Source organism: Mycolicibacterium anyangense, from assembly GCF_010731855.1.
GTDB lineage: Bacteria > Actinomycetota > Actinomycetes > Mycobacteriales > Mycobacteriaceae > Mycobacterium > Mycobacterium anyangense.
On record NZ_AP022620.1, the window covers coordinates 981,090 to 995,791 of the forward strand.

The 14,702-nt window shown below is 67.5% G+C and carries 10 protein-coding genes; 8 read left to right on the forward strand and 2 right to left on the reverse strand.

Annotation, left to right across the window (positions count from 1 at the left end; translation table 11 throughout):
• Window positions 1-2: 2 nt before the first annotated feature.
• Window positions 3-1,187: a thiolase family protein gene (locus G6N35_RS04660; RefSeq protein WP_163803193.1), complete on the reverse strand. Its 1,185-nt coding sequence runs from the start codon at window positions 1,185-1,187 to the stop codon at window positions 3-5.
• 94 nt (window positions 1,188-1,281) lie between these two features.
• On the opposite strand from G6N35_RS04660, the gene G6N35_RS04665 reads away from it, so the two are divergent.
• From G6N35_RS04665 to G6N35_RS04680, 4 genes are all read left to right on the forward strand, one after another.
• The gene (locus G6N35_RS04665; protein WP_163803194.1) at window positions 1,282-1,764 is read left to right on the forward strand and encodes a winged helix-turn-helix transcriptional regulator; all 483 of its coding nucleotides are present in this window, start codon (window positions 1,282-1,284) and stop codon (window positions 1,762-1,764) included.
• Between the two features lie 34 nt (window positions 1,765-1,798).
• Entirely contained in the window at window positions 1,799-3,139 is a 1,341-nt protein-coding gene (locus G6N35_RS04670; RefSeq protein WP_163803195.1) for a hypothetical protein, read from the forward strand.
• 263 nt (window positions 3,140-3,402) lie between these two features.
• Window positions 3,403-3,834, forward strand: coding sequence for an MmpS family transport accessory protein (locus G6N35_RS04675; protein WP_163807467.1), 432 nt, complete (start codon window positions 3,403-3,405; stop codon window positions 3,832-3,834).
• Window positions 3,831-6,722: an MMPL/RND family transporter gene (locus G6N35_RS04680; RefSeq protein WP_163803196.1), complete on the forward strand. Its 2,892-nt coding sequence runs from the start codon at window positions 3,831-3,833 to the stop codon at window positions 6,720-6,722. The genes G6N35_RS04675 and G6N35_RS04680 overlap by 4 nt, the downstream gene beginning before the upstream one ends.
• A 10-nt stretch (window positions 6,723-6,732) precedes the next feature.
• Here G6N35_RS04680 and G6N35_RS04685 read toward each other — a convergent pair whose 3' ends face one another.
• Window positions 6,733-7,023 (reverse strand): hypothetical protein, encoded by a 291-nt coding sequence (locus G6N35_RS04685; RefSeq protein ID WP_163803197.1) that lies wholly within the window; start codon window positions 7,021-7,023, stop codon window positions 6,733-6,735.
• 41 nt (window positions 7,024-7,064) lie between these two features.
• Between G6N35_RS04685 and G6N35_RS04690 the strand changes: the two genes are divergently transcribed.
• From G6N35_RS04690 to G6N35_RS04705, 4 genes are all read left to right on the forward strand, one after another.
• A complete protein-coding gene (locus G6N35_RS04690; protein ID WP_163803198.1) occupies window positions 7,065-7,985 on the forward strand; it encodes a DUF389 domain-containing protein in 921 nt (306 codons plus the stop codon).
• 38 nt (window positions 7,986-8,023) lie between these two features.
• Window positions 8,024-8,524 (forward strand): hypothetical protein, encoded by a 501-nt coding sequence (locus G6N35_RS04695; RefSeq protein WP_163803199.1) that lies wholly within the window; start codon window positions 8,024-8,026, stop codon window positions 8,522-8,524.
• Window positions 8,525-8,620: 96 nt separating this feature from the next.
• The gene (locus tag G6N35_RS04700) at window positions 8,621-11,935 is read left to right on the forward strand and encodes a transglutaminase family protein (RefSeq protein ID WP_163807468.1); all 3,315 of its coding nucleotides are present in this window, start codon (window positions 8,621-8,623) and stop codon (window positions 11,933-11,935) included.
• Between the two features lie 90 nt (window positions 11,936-12,025).
• Window positions 12,026-14,698, forward strand: a complete 2,673-nt coding sequence (locus tag G6N35_RS04705) for a circularly permuted type 2 ATP-grasp protein (protein WP_163803200.1) — start codon at window positions 12,026-12,028, stop codon at window positions 14,696-14,698.
• Window positions 14,699-14,702: the final 4 nt, after the last annotated feature.

Below are 14,702 nucleotides of genomic sequence, written 5' to 3' on the forward strand. Positions count from 1 at the left end.
GTTTAGAGGCGTTCGATGATCGTGGCGTTGGCCATTCCGCCGGCCTCACACATCGTCTGCAACCCATAGCGTCCGCCGCGCTGCTCCAAGGCGTTGACCAACGTGGTCATGATGCGGGCGCCACTGGCCCCCAGAGGATGTCCGATGGCGATGGCGCCCCCGTTGACGTTCGTCTTGGCTAGATTTGCTCCGGTGTCGTGGGCCCAGGCCAGCACAACAGGCGCAAACGCCTCGTTGACTTCGAACAGGTCGATATCGGCGATCGTCAGACCCGCTCGCGCAAGCACCTTCTCGGTTGCGGGTATCACCCCGGTCAGCATGTACAGCGGATCAGAGCCGACCACAGTGGTGGTGTGGATGCGCGCCAACGGTTTCCAGCCCCGCCGCTGTGCCTCTTCGCTCGTGGTGATCAATACCGCAGCACTGCCGTCGGACAGGGGAGAAGAGTTGCCCGGGGTGATATTCCAGCCGATCTGCGGAAAGCGCTGGGCCACAGCCTCGTTGTAGAACGCGGGTCGCAGGCCGGCCAGCGTGTCCACTGTGGTCCCGGGGCGGATGATCTCGTCGGTGCGCAGGCCCGCGATCGGCGCCAGCTCGTTGTCGAACAACCCGTCCTTGGTGGCTCGGGCCGCCTTGTCGTGACTGGCCGCCGAGAACTCGTCGAGTTCGGTACGCGAGAGGTTCCAGCGAGCCGCGATCAGCTCGGCGCTGATGCCCTGGGGCACAAGCCCTTCGGAATAGCGGTGCGCGAACCCGGCACCGAAGGGATCGCTGCCGGGTAGTACCGAGGAGCCCATCGGGACCCGGCTCATCGACTCCACACCCGCGGCGATCACGATGTCGTAGGCACCGGCGATCACGCCCTGCGCGGCGAAACTGATCGCCTGCTGGCTACTGCCACACTGGCGATCGACGGTGGTGCCCGGCACCGACTCCGGGAACCCGGCGCCCAGCACGGCGTTGCGGGCGATGTTCACCGCCTGGTCACCGACCTGGGTGACGGCACCGGCGATCACGTCGTCGACGTCGGCCGGATCGAGCCCGGCCCGTGACACCAGTTCGGTGAGGCTGTGAGCCAGCAGGTCGGCGGGAAGCACACCGTGCAGTGCCCCGGCTGCCTTACCCTTGCCCACCGGTGTGCGCACCGCGGCGACGATGACGGCGTCGCGTCCTGAAATTCCGGTCATGAGGTCCTCCTGATACTCACCGCTGAGTATTGTTTTATATACCCAGCTATACCACCTAGGTATACTTCAAACAACCCAGAGGGAGGTGACGTCGATGACAGTGCTACAAGGGCCTCTGACCGACCGAGACAGCTGGTCGGCGGTGGGGCGCTGCCCTATCGAGAAGACCATGGGTGTTATCGGCACCAAGTCGGCGATGCTGATCCTGCGCGAGGCCTACTACGGGACCACCCGCTTCGACGACTTCGCCCGCCGCGTCGGTATCACCAAGGCGGCCACCTCGGCGCGGCTCACCGAACTCGTCGACGCCGGACTGCTGGCCCGCCGCCCCTACCGCGAGCCCGGTCAGCGAGTGCGCGACGAGTACGTGCTCACCGAGGCGGGCACCGATCTGATGCCGGTCGTGTGGGGCATGTTCGAGTGGGGCAGGCGGCATCTGGCCGATGACACCCGGCTACATCTGACCCACCTCGGCTGCGGCGCCGAGGCCACCGTCGAAATCCGATGCGCGCAAGGGCATCTGGTGCCGCCCGACGAACTGGGCGTGTCGCTGCGGCACCGAAGCGGCACGGACTGACCGGAGGCGATGCATCGGCGTCTAGCATGTTCCGGTGGACAACCAGCTGGCCTACATCGATCAGGCATCCTTCCTGGGTCTACGTGCCCTGGGGCACAGCCCGCAGGAGCAGTTCTGCTGGATCTACGACCGGCCCATCGACATCGAGGCCCTGCGCCGGACACACGCCAACCTCGGCAACACACTGCTGGGCCGGCTGATCGAGCGCTCGCCACTACCGTTCGGGCGACACCGCTGGGTCGCCGCACCGCACCAGGCGGACCTCGACGTCGCGCCGGCGCCCCGGCCACGCGAGGACATGCTCGCCTGGTTCGACGAACAGATCCACGTCCCGATCGACCCCGAAACTGGTCCGGCCTGGCGGATGGCGGTCCTGCCGTTCACCGACGGCGGCGGTGCGGTGACGCTCATCGTCTCGCATTCGGTGGCCGACGGAGCCGGGGCGATGATGTCACTCGCGGCCGCGGTGCACGGCCACAACATGAACCTGGGCTACCCGGCTCCGCGGTCGCGCCCCACCATCGCGGCTCTGCGCGAGGACATCCGTGCCATCGCCACCGCGGTGCCGGAGATGGCCAAGGCCGTCAGCGCCGCGGTGAAGCTCGGCCGCGAGGAGGCCGGCGGCCCGAAGTCACAGGCGACCGCGGTCACGCCGGCGGTGGACTCCTCGCCCGGTGCCGGCACGCTCACCACGTTGCCGACGGTGGCCGCCTACGTCGATGCCGACGTATGGGACGCCCATGCCGCCAGCCTGGGTGGCACCAGCAACTCGCTGGTCGCGGGCGTCGCCACACTGTTGGGCAAAGCCCGGGGCCGGATCGAGCCGGACGGTCTGGTCACGCTGAACTTCCCGGTCAGCGAGCGGACGCTGACCGACACCCGAGCCAACGCGTTGACCGCGATGACGATCACAGGTGATCCCGACGAGGTGAGGACCACGCTCACCGGACTGCGCACCAGCGTCCGACAAGGGTTCAAGAGCCTGGCGAAAGAGAGCAACAAGCTGATCGCTCCGCTGCCGCTGATCCCGCTGACCTCCCAGCGGCTGCTGCGGCGGTTGGAAGGAATGACCCAGGGTGCGGGCAAGACGGTTGGCTGCTCGAACCTCGGGGAGATCCCCGACGACGTGAGCCGCGTCGACGGCGGCGACGCCGACTCGTTCTGGGCGCGCGGGGTGGAATGGCCGGTCACCCGCGCCGATCTCGATCGGACCGGTGGGTCGCTGATGGTGGCATCCATTCGGATGTCCGGTACGGTCTTGGTATTCGCCCAGGCATGGCAGGCTGGCGGCCCCAACACCAAGGACATCTTGGCCGGGCAGTTCGACCAGGCGCTCAAGGACATGGGAGTCACCACGGCGACTCTCGTTTACTAGGGCTGTGAGCTGGGCTGACTCGCCCGGGAGCCATGAAGCTAGTCACACGGGCTAGGATCAGACATCGGTTAGTCCTACTATGTACCGGTGCTAACTGCAGCCGAGGGATCTCGTCATGCTGATCTGCAGGAAGCGAAGGGGGTCAGGCCATGAGTCTCGACAGCCAGACCTACACCTCTGAGTCTTCGCCGTCGGAGTCCGCGCCCGCCGCTCAGCCTGCGGGCAAGTCCGGTGCCACCCACGCGAAGAAGAAGCGCGGCGGCGTGACCGGCGTTCTCCGCAAGGTCTGGCTGCCGGTGGTCATCTTGCTGGTCGTCGCGGTGGCCGGTTTTGCCGTCTACCGCCTGCACGGTGTGTTCGGCAAAACCGAACTGACCCGCCCCGGCAGCGGCCTGGCCAACGACACCAAGCCGTTCAACCCGAAGACCGTGGTCTACGAGATCGACGGGCCGCCGGGAACCGTGGCCACCATCAACTACCTTGACCTCGACGCCACCCCGCAGATCGCCCGCGATGTCACGTTGCCGTGGTCGATCACCCTGACCACCACCGCGCCAGCCGCCTCGGCCAATATCGTGGCCCAGGGCGACAGTGACACCATCAGCTGCCGTATCACCGTCAACGGTGAACTCAAGGACCAGAAGACCTCGACGGGCGTGAACGCCCAGACCTTCTGCCTGGTCAAGTCCGCATGATCACCCTGAACAAAGACGAGCGACCGCAGGCCGACGAACACGGTAAACGCCCGCACATCGCCCAGTGGATTCGCTGGCTGGCGGTGCCGATCATCCTGGGCTGGCTGGCGCTGACCGTCATCACCAACGTCGTGGTGCCGCAGATCGAGATCGTCGGTCAAGAGCAGTCGGTGCCGATGGCGGCGCCCGACGCGCCGTCGACGATCGCGATGAACACGATCGGCAAGACCTTCCAGGAGTTCAACTCCAACACCTCGGTGATGATCGTGCTCGAGGGTGACCAACCGCTGGGCCCACCCGCGCACAAGTACTACGACGAGATCATCAGCAAGCTCAACGCCGACAAGAAGCACGTCGAGCACGTTCAGGACTTCTGGAGTGATCCGCTGACCGCCGCGGGCTCGCAGAGCGAGGACGGCAAGTCCGCCTACGTCCAGGTTTATCTCGCCGGCAACATGGGTGAGGGGCTGGCCAACGAGTCGGTCGAGGCGGCCAAGGCGATCGTGGCCAGTGTCCCGGCGCCGCCGGGGGTCAAGGCCTACGTCACCGGACCGTCGGCGCTGATCGCCGACACCCACATCGCCGGTGACCGCAGCCTGCAGCTCATCACCCTGCTGACCTTCGGTGTCATCACCGTGATGCTGCTGTTCGTCTACCGCTCCGTTGGTGCCGTGCTGCTCGCCATGTTCATGGTGTTCCTTCAGCTCGCCGCAGCCCGCGGTGTGGTGGCCTTCCTCGGCCACCACCACCTGATCGGGCTGTCCACGTTCGCGGTCAACCTGTTGACCATGCTGGCCATCGCCGCGGGCACCGACTACGTGATCTTCCTCTTCGGGCGCTACCAGGAGGCCCGGTCGAAAGGTGAGGACAGAGAGTCCGCCTACTACGACATGTTCCACGGGACCGCGCACGTCATCCTGGGATCGGGTCTGACCATCGCCGGAGCCATGCTGTGTCTGCATTTCACCCGCAGCCCGATGTTCAATTCGATGGGCATACCCCTGTTCATCGGCATGCTCGTCGTCGTCGCGGCGGCTATGACACTGGGCCCTTCGGTGGTCACCGTTGCCACCCGGTTCGGCCGGCTGGAACCCAGACGTGCTTCGCGGGAACGGTTTTGGCGGCGAATCGGTACCACCGTCGTCCGCTGGCCCGGGGCCATCCTGGTGGGCACCACCGCGCTGTGCCTGGTCGGGCTGCTCGCCCTGCCTGGCTATCGCACCGACTACAACGACCGGCATTACCTGCCGCCGGATATCCCGGCCAGCGAGGGCTTCGCCGCCGCTGAGCGGCACTTCCCGGCGGCGCGGCTGAGCCCCGAGCTGCTGATGCTGGTCAGTGATCACGACTTGCGAAACTCGGCCGACTTCTTGGTGATCGACCGGGTAGCCAAGGCCATGTTCCACACTCCGGGCATCGGTCGGGTGCAGACGATCACCCGACCGCTGGGGTCGCCGATCGAGCACAGCTCGATTCCGTTCCTGCTCGGCATGCAGGGCACGACGCAGACGATGAACCAGTCGTACCTCGACGACCGCATGAAGGACATGCTGAAGATGGGTGACGACATGAACGTCTCCATCGCCACCATGCAGCAGATGTACGACCTGATGGGGGAACTGAACGCCACCACCCACAGCATGGTCGGCAAGATGGACCTCACCCTGGCCGACATCCAGACGCTGCGTAACCACATCTCCGACTTCGACGACTTCTTCCGCCCGATCCGCAACTACCTGTACTGGGAACCGCACTGCTTCGACATCCCGCTGTGCTGGTCGATGCGCTCAGTGTTCGACACCCTTGACGGCATCGACACGATGACCGACGACTTCCAGAACCTGGTGCCCAACCTGCACCAGCTCGATCTGTTGACCGCGCAGATGCGCACGCTGATGCCGCCGATGATCGAGACGATGAAGTCGATGCGGACCATGCAGCTGACCATGCAGAGCACGCAGTCCGGCATGTACGACCAGATGGCCGCGCAGCAGGAGAACCAGAGTGCGATGGGCAAGGCCTTCGACGAGGCCAAGAACGACGACTCGTTCTATCTGCCGCCCGAGGCCTTCGACAACCCGGACTTCAAGCGCGGCATGAAGATGTTCCTCTCGCCGGACGGACATGCGGTGCGGTTCATCATTTCCCACGAGGGTGATCCGATGTCGCCGGAAGGCCTCAGCCACGTCGATCCGATCAAGAATGCGGCGTTCGAGGCGATCAAGGGCACTCCGCTGGAAGGTTCCAAGATCTACCTGGCTGGCACCGCCGCCAGCTACAAGGACATGCAGGACAGCGCGAACTACGACCTGATGATCGCGGGCATCGCCGCGCTGTGCCTGATATTCATCATCATGCTGATCATCACCCGGGCGGTGGTGGCCGCCGCGGCGATCGTGGGCACCGTCGTATTGTCGCTGGGCACTTCGTTCGGTCTGTCAGTTCTGGTGTGGCAGGACCTGATCGGCCGTCCACTGCACTGGATGGTGCTGGTGATGGCGGTCATCATCCTGCTGGCGGTGGGTTCGGACTACAACCTGCTGTTGGTGGCCCGGCTCAAGGAAGAAGTGGGTGCGGGCATCAACACCGGCATCATCCGGGCCATGGGCGGCAGTGGCTCGGTGGTGACCTCGGCGGGATTGGTCTTTGCGGTGACGATGGCGGCGATGGCGTTCAGTGAGCTGACCATCCTCGCCCAGGTCGGCACCACCATCGGTATGGGCCTGCTCGTCGATACCCTGGTGATCCGCTCATTCATGACTCCGTCGATCGCCGCACTGCTGGGCCGCTGGTTCTGGTGGCCGCAGCGGGTCCGGCCGCGACCGGTTCCTGAGCCGTGGCCGCAGCCGAAAACTGCTCCGGCGCAAACGGTTTCGGCCGATAACTAGTCGGGGACGCTCACTTCATCGCGTTGTGGGCGCCGTCGATGCAGCCGCGCTCGAACCGCGCGTCGTGCGTCGCGGCCTGCTGGTGGCAGTAGGCGCTGATCGACTCCTCGTGGGCCTGATAGCCGCCCTGGTGGACCCACCGCTGGCCGTCGCTGTAACCGGCCCAGTACGACGAATCCTTGCGATCCGAGGTCAGCATGAACAGCACGGCGAGCACGGCGAACACCACGAGGACCAGTGTGGTGACGAACCACCGCCTGGCCAGCCACGGCCGCAGCCACTGCGGCACAAAGCGAGTCACGGCGACAATTGTTCCACCCGTGGCGAAGTAGTCTCGCGGTTGTGCTGCATCTGCGCGTGATCGCGCCGGTCGAACGCTCCGACGAGGTGGTCGGCGTGCTGCGTCGCCATGTCGGTGTCACTCACGTGGTCGTGCATCGCGGCGCCGCGTTGGAGCCCACCGGCGACGAGATCACCGCCGACATCGCCAGGGAAAGTGCCAACGAGATCGTCGACGACCTCAAGGCTCTGGGCCTTCAGGACCGTGGCGCCATCACCCTCGACGTTGTCGACACCGTTTTGTCGACCGCGGCCTACCGGGCCGAGAAGCGAGCCGACGGCGATCCCGGCGACGCCATCGTGTGGGAGGAGCTGGCCGCCCGCACCCGCGAGGAGTCCACCCTCAACGTCACCTTCCTGATGTTCCTCTGTCTGGCATGCATGATCGCCGCGGTCGGCGTCGTCACCGACTCACCGGTGACCGTCGTCGGCGCGATGGTGGTGGGGCCTGAATTCGGCCCGCTGGCCGCGCTGGCCGTCGCCCTGGTGCGCCGCCGGATGGACCTGGCCCGGCGCGCCTCGATCGCGCTGGTGGTGGGCTTCCCGGTCGCCATGGCCGTGACCGCCGCCTTCGTGCTCGGCGGCGAGGCGCTGGGCTGGATCCAGCTGCAGAGCACCCGCCAGCTCAACGAGGTCGACTTCATCTTCCAGGTCGGCCCGCTGTCCTTCGTGGTGGCGCTGCTCGCCGGTGCGGCCGGAATGCTCTCGCTGGTATCGGCGAAGTCCGCCGCGCTGGTCGGGGTGTTCATCTCGGTGACCACCGTCCCGGCTGCCGGTTTCGCCGTCGTCGCGGCATCGGTGGGGGACTGGGACATCGCCGTGAAGTCTGCTGCTCAGCTGTTGGTGAACCTGCTCGGCATCACGCTGGCCGGCGTGCTCGTCCTCGCGGTGCGACGTCGGCGCGAAACGCGCCACCTCGCCTGAGTCGGGACTTGCAGAAACACCGGCTAGTGTCCTCCACCATGGGGGTTACCGGAGATCTCGCGAAACTGAAAGAGCGGCTTTCGGTCCGCGGGGTGGTGATGTCGATACTCAGCCTGATCGTCGCCGGCTTGGCGATCGCGACGCTGCGTTACACCCCCAGCGTTCCCGACGTCGGATCGGTGGCACCTGAGCCAAGCACCACCACGGCACCTGCCGTTTTTACGGTGCCCACGCCGGTACCCGTCGCGCCGTCCATCCCAGCGCCGCTTCCGGTGCCCCTCCCGTCTGCCGCGCCAGCGCCAGTCCCGGCGCCTGCGCGGCCCAGCGCCACCGTCCATCCAGCGCCGGCTCCGACCTACATCCCGACCTATATTCCGACACAGAACCCCGTTGCCGCACCGACAACGAGCACGGCTCCGACGACGAGCACCAGTGCGCCACCGGCGCCCAGCAACTCGTTCACCCGCTCGCAGGGCAACAATCCCACTGAGCTGCCGAACGGCGGGCGGCGGTTCGGGACGGTACAGCAGCAGGGCTGACCGTACCCGTCGGTGCTCGTGGTCGGAGCGTCGCGGCGGAGGCCGACTCACCGTGTGCCCTGCACGTCCGGGAGCCATGTGATGGGATTGCGGCCTATGGGCATCAAAGTGGCGCTCGAGCATCGGACGAGTTACACCTTCGATCGGCTGGTCGAGGTGTACCCGCACGTGGTCCGGCTGCGGCCGGCCCCGCATTGCCGGACGCCCATCGAGGCCTATTCGCTGGACGTCGAGCCGGCCGACCACTTCATCAACTGGCAGCAGGACGCATTCGGCAATTTCCTGGGCCGCTTGGTCTTTCCCAGCCGCACCCGGGAGCTGACCATCACTGTGGGGCTGATCGCCGACCTCAAGGTGATCAACCCGTTCGACTTCTTCATCGAAGACTGGGCCGAGACCTACCCGTTCACCTACCCCAAGGCACTCAAGGACGACCTGGAGCCCTATCTGCGACCCGTCGACGAAGGGGACGAGGGCTCAGGTCCCGGCGATCTGGTGACCTCGTGGGTGCGCGACTTCTCGGTACCCCCCGGCACCCGCACCATCGACTTCCTGGTCGCCCTGAACCGGGCAGTGAACGCCGACGTCGGCTACAGCGTGCGGATGGAGCCGGGCGTACAGACCCCCGACCACACGCTGCGCAGCGCCATCGGATCCTGCCGCGACTCGGCCTGGCTGCTGGTGTCCATCCTGCGTCAACTCGGCCTGGCCGCCCGGTTCGTCTCCGGCTACCTGGTCCAGCTGTCGTCGGACATCGAGGCCCTGGACGGACCGTCGGGTCCGGAGGCCGACTTCACCGACCTGCACGCCTGGACCGAGGTCTACATTCCCGGGGCCGGCTGGATCGGCATGGACCCCACTTCCGGGCTGTTCGCCGGCGAGGGGCACATCCCGCTGGCGGCCACCCCGCACCCGTCGTCGGCGGCGCCGATCACCGGCGCCACCGGAATCGCCGAGACCACGCTGGAATTTTCCAACACCGTCACCCGCGTACACGAGGACCCGCGCGTCACGCTGCCCTACACCGACGCGGCCTGGGCAGCCATCACCGATCTGGGAGCGCGCGTCGATCAGCGGCTGGCCGCTGGTGACGTGCGGCTGACCATGGGCGGCGAACCCACGTTCGTCTCGATCGACGACCAGGTCGCCCCTGAATGGACCACTGCCGCCGACGGCCCGCAGAAGCGCGAGCGTGCCTCGGCGCTGGCCGCCCGGCTCAAAGCGGTCTGGGCACCGCAGGGCCTGGTGCAGCGCAGCCAGGGCAAGTGGTATCCGGGAGAACCATTGCCGCGCTGGCAGATCGGGCTGTACTGGCGCCGCGACGGTCAGCCGCTGTGGAACGATCCCGCGTTGCTGGCCGACCCCTGGGGGCAGGACCGTTCCGAGACCGACCCTGAGGCCGCCCAGCAGCTGCTGGCGGGAGTGGCGACCGGCCTGGGACTGCCCCTCAGCCAGGTGCGCGCGGCGTACGAGGACCCGCTGAGCCGGCTGGCCGCCGAGGTGCGACTGCCGGCCGGTGCGGCCGTGGAGGCCGACGACGACCTGGCCGACGACGCACCCGAGGCCCGGGCGGCACTGCTGGCCCGCCTCGAAGAATCGGTGACCGAGCCGGCGGCCTACGTGCTTCCCGTGCATCGGCGCGAGGATGACTCCGCCTGGGCAAGCGCGGACTGGCGGCTGCGCCGCGGCCGCATCGTGCTGCTCGAAGGCGATTCACCGGCCGGGTTGCGACTGCCGCTGAACTCGATCAGCTGGCTTCCGCCGCGCACGTCGTTCCATGACGATCCGATCGCCAGCGGATCCGTCGAGCTGCCGGTGGACCCGGAAGGCCTCGACGCGGTACTCGAGGACCCCGAAACGGCGCCGACCACCGCTATGGTGGCCGAGGTCCGCGACGGGGTGCTGTACGTCTTCATGCCGCCTACCGACAAGCTCGAGCACTTCGTCGACCTGATCGCGCGGGTGGAATCGGCCGCGGCCAAGGTCGGATGCGCGCTGGTGGTCGAGGGCTACGGCCCGCCATCGGATGCTCGGCTGGAATCCATGTCGATCACCCCCGACCCGGGCGTCATCGAAGTCAACGTGGCACCCTCGGTCAGCTTCACCGACCAGCGCCAGCAGCTGGAGACGCTGTACGAAGAGGCGCGGCTGGCTCGACTCTCCACGGAGTCCTTCGACGTCGACGGCACCCACGGTGGTACCGGCGGCGGCAACCACATCACCCTCGGGGGCATCACCCCGGCCGATTCCCCGCTGCTGCGCCGGCCCGACCTGCTGGTCTCGCTGCTGACCTACTGGCAGCGTCACCCCGCGCTGTCCTACCTGTTCGCCGGACGGTTCATCGGCACCACCTCGCAGGCGCCCCGCGTCGACGAGGGCCGCTCCGAGGCGCTCTACGAACTGGAGATCGCGTTCTCCGAGATCGCCCGGCTCACGGCGTCGGGTGCACCTGCTGCCTGGATCACCGACCGGGCCCTGCGCCACCTGCTCACCGATATCACCGGCAACACCCACCGCGCCGAGTTCTGCATCGACAAGCTCTACAGCCCGGACAGCTCGCGCGGGCGGCTGGGCATCCTGGAGCTACGCGGCTTCGAGATGCCGCCGCACTTCCAGATGGCGATGGTCCAGTCGCTGCTGGTGCGGTCCTTGGTGGCGTGGTTCTGGGACGAGCCGCTGCGGGCCCCGCTGATCCGGCACGATCTCAACCTGCACGGCCGATACCTATTGCCGCACTTCATCATTCACGATATCGCCGATGTGTGCGCCGACCTGCGGGCGCACGGTATCGACTTCGATACCAGCTGGCTGGATCCCTTCACCGAATTTCGGTTCCCGCGCATCGGCACGGCTGTCTTCGACCATGTCGAGATCGAACTGCGCGGTGCGATCGAGCCCTGGAACACCCTGGGCGAGGAGTCCACCGGCAGCGGCACCGCCCGCTACGTCGACTCCTCGGTGGAACGCATCCAGGTCCGCACCATCGGAGCCGACCGTCAGCGCCACATCGTCACCTGCAACGGCTACCCGATCCCGATGCTGGCCACCGACAATCCCGACGTCCAGGTCGGCGGGGTGCGTTACCGCGCCTGGCAGCCGCCGAGTGCACTGCACCCGACGATCACCGTGGACGGTCCGCTGCGCTTCGAGCTGGTGGACGTCGCCACCGGAACGTCCCGGGGTGGCTGCACGTATCACGTGTCCCACCCCGGCGGCCGGGCCTATGACAACCCGCCGGTCAACGCCGTGGAGGCCGAGTCGCGGCGCGGCCGCCGGTTCGAGGCCACCGGATTCACGCCCGGCAAGGTCGACGTGGCCGATATCCGCGAGAAGCAGGCACGCCAGTCCATCGACGTCGGCGCGCCGGGAATCCTCGACTTGCGCCGGGTACGTACCGTGCTGCAGAACTGATGGGGTCGCCGACCCGGGCGCTGCCCGGGCCGGAGCCAACCGTAGGTTTGCAGGAGTCACTGGAACGGGTTGAATCAGGAGGTGGGGCCGTTGTCGTTGTCGGCTGCCGGCTCTGACCTCAGCCGGCCCAGCCATGACCCGGACCGCCTTCTGGCCGGGTACCGGGCCGGCCGAGCCCAGGAACCGTTGTTCGACCTGCGCGAGGGCGGATCGGGATCCTTTGGCGACACCGGATACGACGAATTCGTCGACGCGACGGGCGCCATCCGGCCCTCGTGGCAGGAACTGGGCGATCTCATCGGGGAACGCGGGCGCCCGGGTCTGGACCGGCTGCGCGGCGTGGTGCGCGGCCTCGTCGACAACGACGGCATCACCTACATCGAGATCGACCGGCACGGCGAAGCCGTCACCAACGGGCAGGGCATCTCGATGCCGGGCCCGTGGCACCTCGACGGCATCCCGCTGCTGGTCTCGGCGGCCGACTGGGATGTCCTGGAAGCCGGCGTGGTGCAGCGCTCCCGGTTGCTCGACGCGGTGCTCTCCGACCTCTACGGCCCGCGCCGGGCACTGACCAGCGGCATCCTGCCCCCGCAGCTGCTGTTCGCCCACCCCGGCTACCTGCGGGCCGCCCGCGGAATAGAGAACCCCGGCCGGCATCAGCTGTTCCTGCACGGCTGCGACCTGAGCCGGGCGGCCGACGGGCGGTTCCTGGTCAACGCGGACTGGACGCAGGCGCCGTCGGGGGCGGGCTACGCGGTCGCCGACCGCCGGGTGGTCGCCCACGCCATCCCCGACGTCTATGAGCGCATCGGCCCGCGGCCGGTCTCACCCTTTGCTCAGGCGCTGCGCCTGGCCCTGATCGATGCCGCCCCCGAGGCGGCTGAGGATCCGGTGGTGGTGGTGCTCTCACCCGGCATCCACTCCGAGACCGCGTTCGACCAGGCCTACCTGGCCTCGGTCCTGGGCTTCCCGCTGGTGGAAAGCGCCGATCTGGTGGTCCGCGACGGCAAGTTGTGGATGCGCTCACTGGGCACCCTCAAACGGGTGGACGTGGTGCTGCGCCGGGTGGACGCCGACTACGCCGATCCACTGGACCTGCGGCCGGATTCCCGTCTCGGTGTGGTGGGGCTGGTCGAGGTGCAGCGGCGCGGGGCGGTCACCGTCGTCAACACCCTCGGTGCCGGGATCTTGGAAAGCCCAGGGCTGCAACGGTTCCTGCCCGAGCTGGCCGAGTCGTTGCTGGGGGAGAAGCCCCTGCTGGACACCCCGCAGCTGTATTGGGGTGGGTTCGACCAGGAGCGCCGGCACCTGTTGTCGCGGCTGTCGTCGTTGTTGATCAAGTCGACTGTCGGTACCGAGATGGTGGTCGGGCCTGCCCTGTCGGCGGCCGAGCGCGAGGAGCTCGCGGCTCGGATCGAGGCGCACCCGTGGCAGTGGGTGGGGCAGGAATTGCCCCAGTTCTCCTCGGCGCCCACCGACCACTATCCGGGCAAGCTGTCGGCGGCCAGTGTGGGCATCCGGCTGTTCACCGTCTCGCAGCGTGGCGGCTACGCCCCGATGGTCGGCGGCCTGGGTTATGTGCTGGCCCCGGGCAATGCCGCCTACAAGCTGAATAGTGTTGCCGCCAAGGATCTTTGGGTTCGACCGCCGACCCGCGCCAAGGCCGAGACCATCACCGTTCCGTCGGTGGAACTGCCAAGCGGTACGCGTTTCATCAGCTCGCCGCGGGTGTTGTCCGATCTGTTCTGGATCGGCCGCTACGCCGAGCGCGCCGAGCATCTGGCCCGATTGCTGATCGTCACCCGCGAGCGCTATCACGAGTACCGCTACCGCCAGGACATGGAGGGCAGCGAGTGCGTGCCGGTGCTTCTGGAGGCGCTCGGCGAGATCACCGGAACCGATTCCGGCGCAACGCATTCCTACGCTGAGGCGGTTGCGGGTGCGCAGCGCACCATGTGGTCGCTGACCGCCGACCGGCAACGGCCGGGCTCGCTGGCCCAGTCGATCGAGGGGCTGGGCCTGGCGGCGCGGGCCGTGCGCGACCAGATGTCCAACGACACCTGGATGGTGCTCGGCGCCGTCGAGCGGGCCCTGGCCCAGCAGGCCGGTTCACCGCCACCGTCGCAACGGGGATCGCGGGTGTCCGACGACACCCAGTTGGCGGCCGCCCAGCAGCAGACGTTGGCCGGCATGCTCGCTTTGTCTGGGGTGGCGGCCGAATCGATGGTCCACGACGCCGGCTGGATGATGATGGACATCGGCAAACGGATTGAACGCGGGCTCGGATTGACCGCGCTGCTGCGGGCCACGCTGACCGTCGAACGCAGTCCCGGAGCCGAGCAGACCATCACCGAGTCGGCCCTGGTGGCCTGCGAGTCCTCGGTGCTCTATCGCCGTCGTAACCTCGGCAAGGTGAGCGTGGCTGCGGTGGCCGATCTGGTGTTGTTCGATGGGGAGAACCCCCGGTCGCTGGTCTTCCAGCTGGAACGGCTGCGCGCCGACCTGCGGGCACTGCCGGGCGCGTCGGGCTCCTCGCGGCCGGAGCGCCTGGTCGACGAGGTGAGCACCCGGCTGCGCCGGCTGGATCCGGCCGACCTGGAAGAGGTCGACGACGAGGGCCGTCGCGCCGAATTGGACGGGTTGCTCAAGGGCGTGGAGTTCGGCCTGCGCGAATTGTCCGACATCATCACCCGCACCCAACTGTCGCTGCCCGGTGGCATGCAGCCGCTGTGGGGGCCCGACCAGCGCCGGGCGGTGCCGTGATGGA

Coding starts and splice junctions, on each gene's coding strand:
- G6N35_RS04660 (WP_163803193.1), bottom strand. CDS start 1,187: ATGACCGGAATTTCAGGACGCGACGCCGTCATCGTCGCCGCGGTGCGC.
- G6N35_RS04665 (WP_163803194.1), top strand. CDS start 1,282: ATGACAGTGCTACAAGGGCCTCTGACCGACCGAGACAGCTGGTCGGCG.
- G6N35_RS04680 (WP_163803196.1), top strand. CDS start 3,831: ATGATCACCCTGAACAAAGACGAGCGACCGCAGGCCGACGAACACGGT.
- G6N35_RS04695 (WP_163803199.1), top strand. CDS start 8,024: ATGGGGGTTACCGGAGATCTCGCGAAACTGAAAGAGCGGCTTTCGGTC.
- G6N35_RS04700 (WP_163807468.1), top strand. CDS start 8,621: ATGGGCATCAAAGTGGCGCTCGAGCATCGGACGAGTTACACCTTCGAT.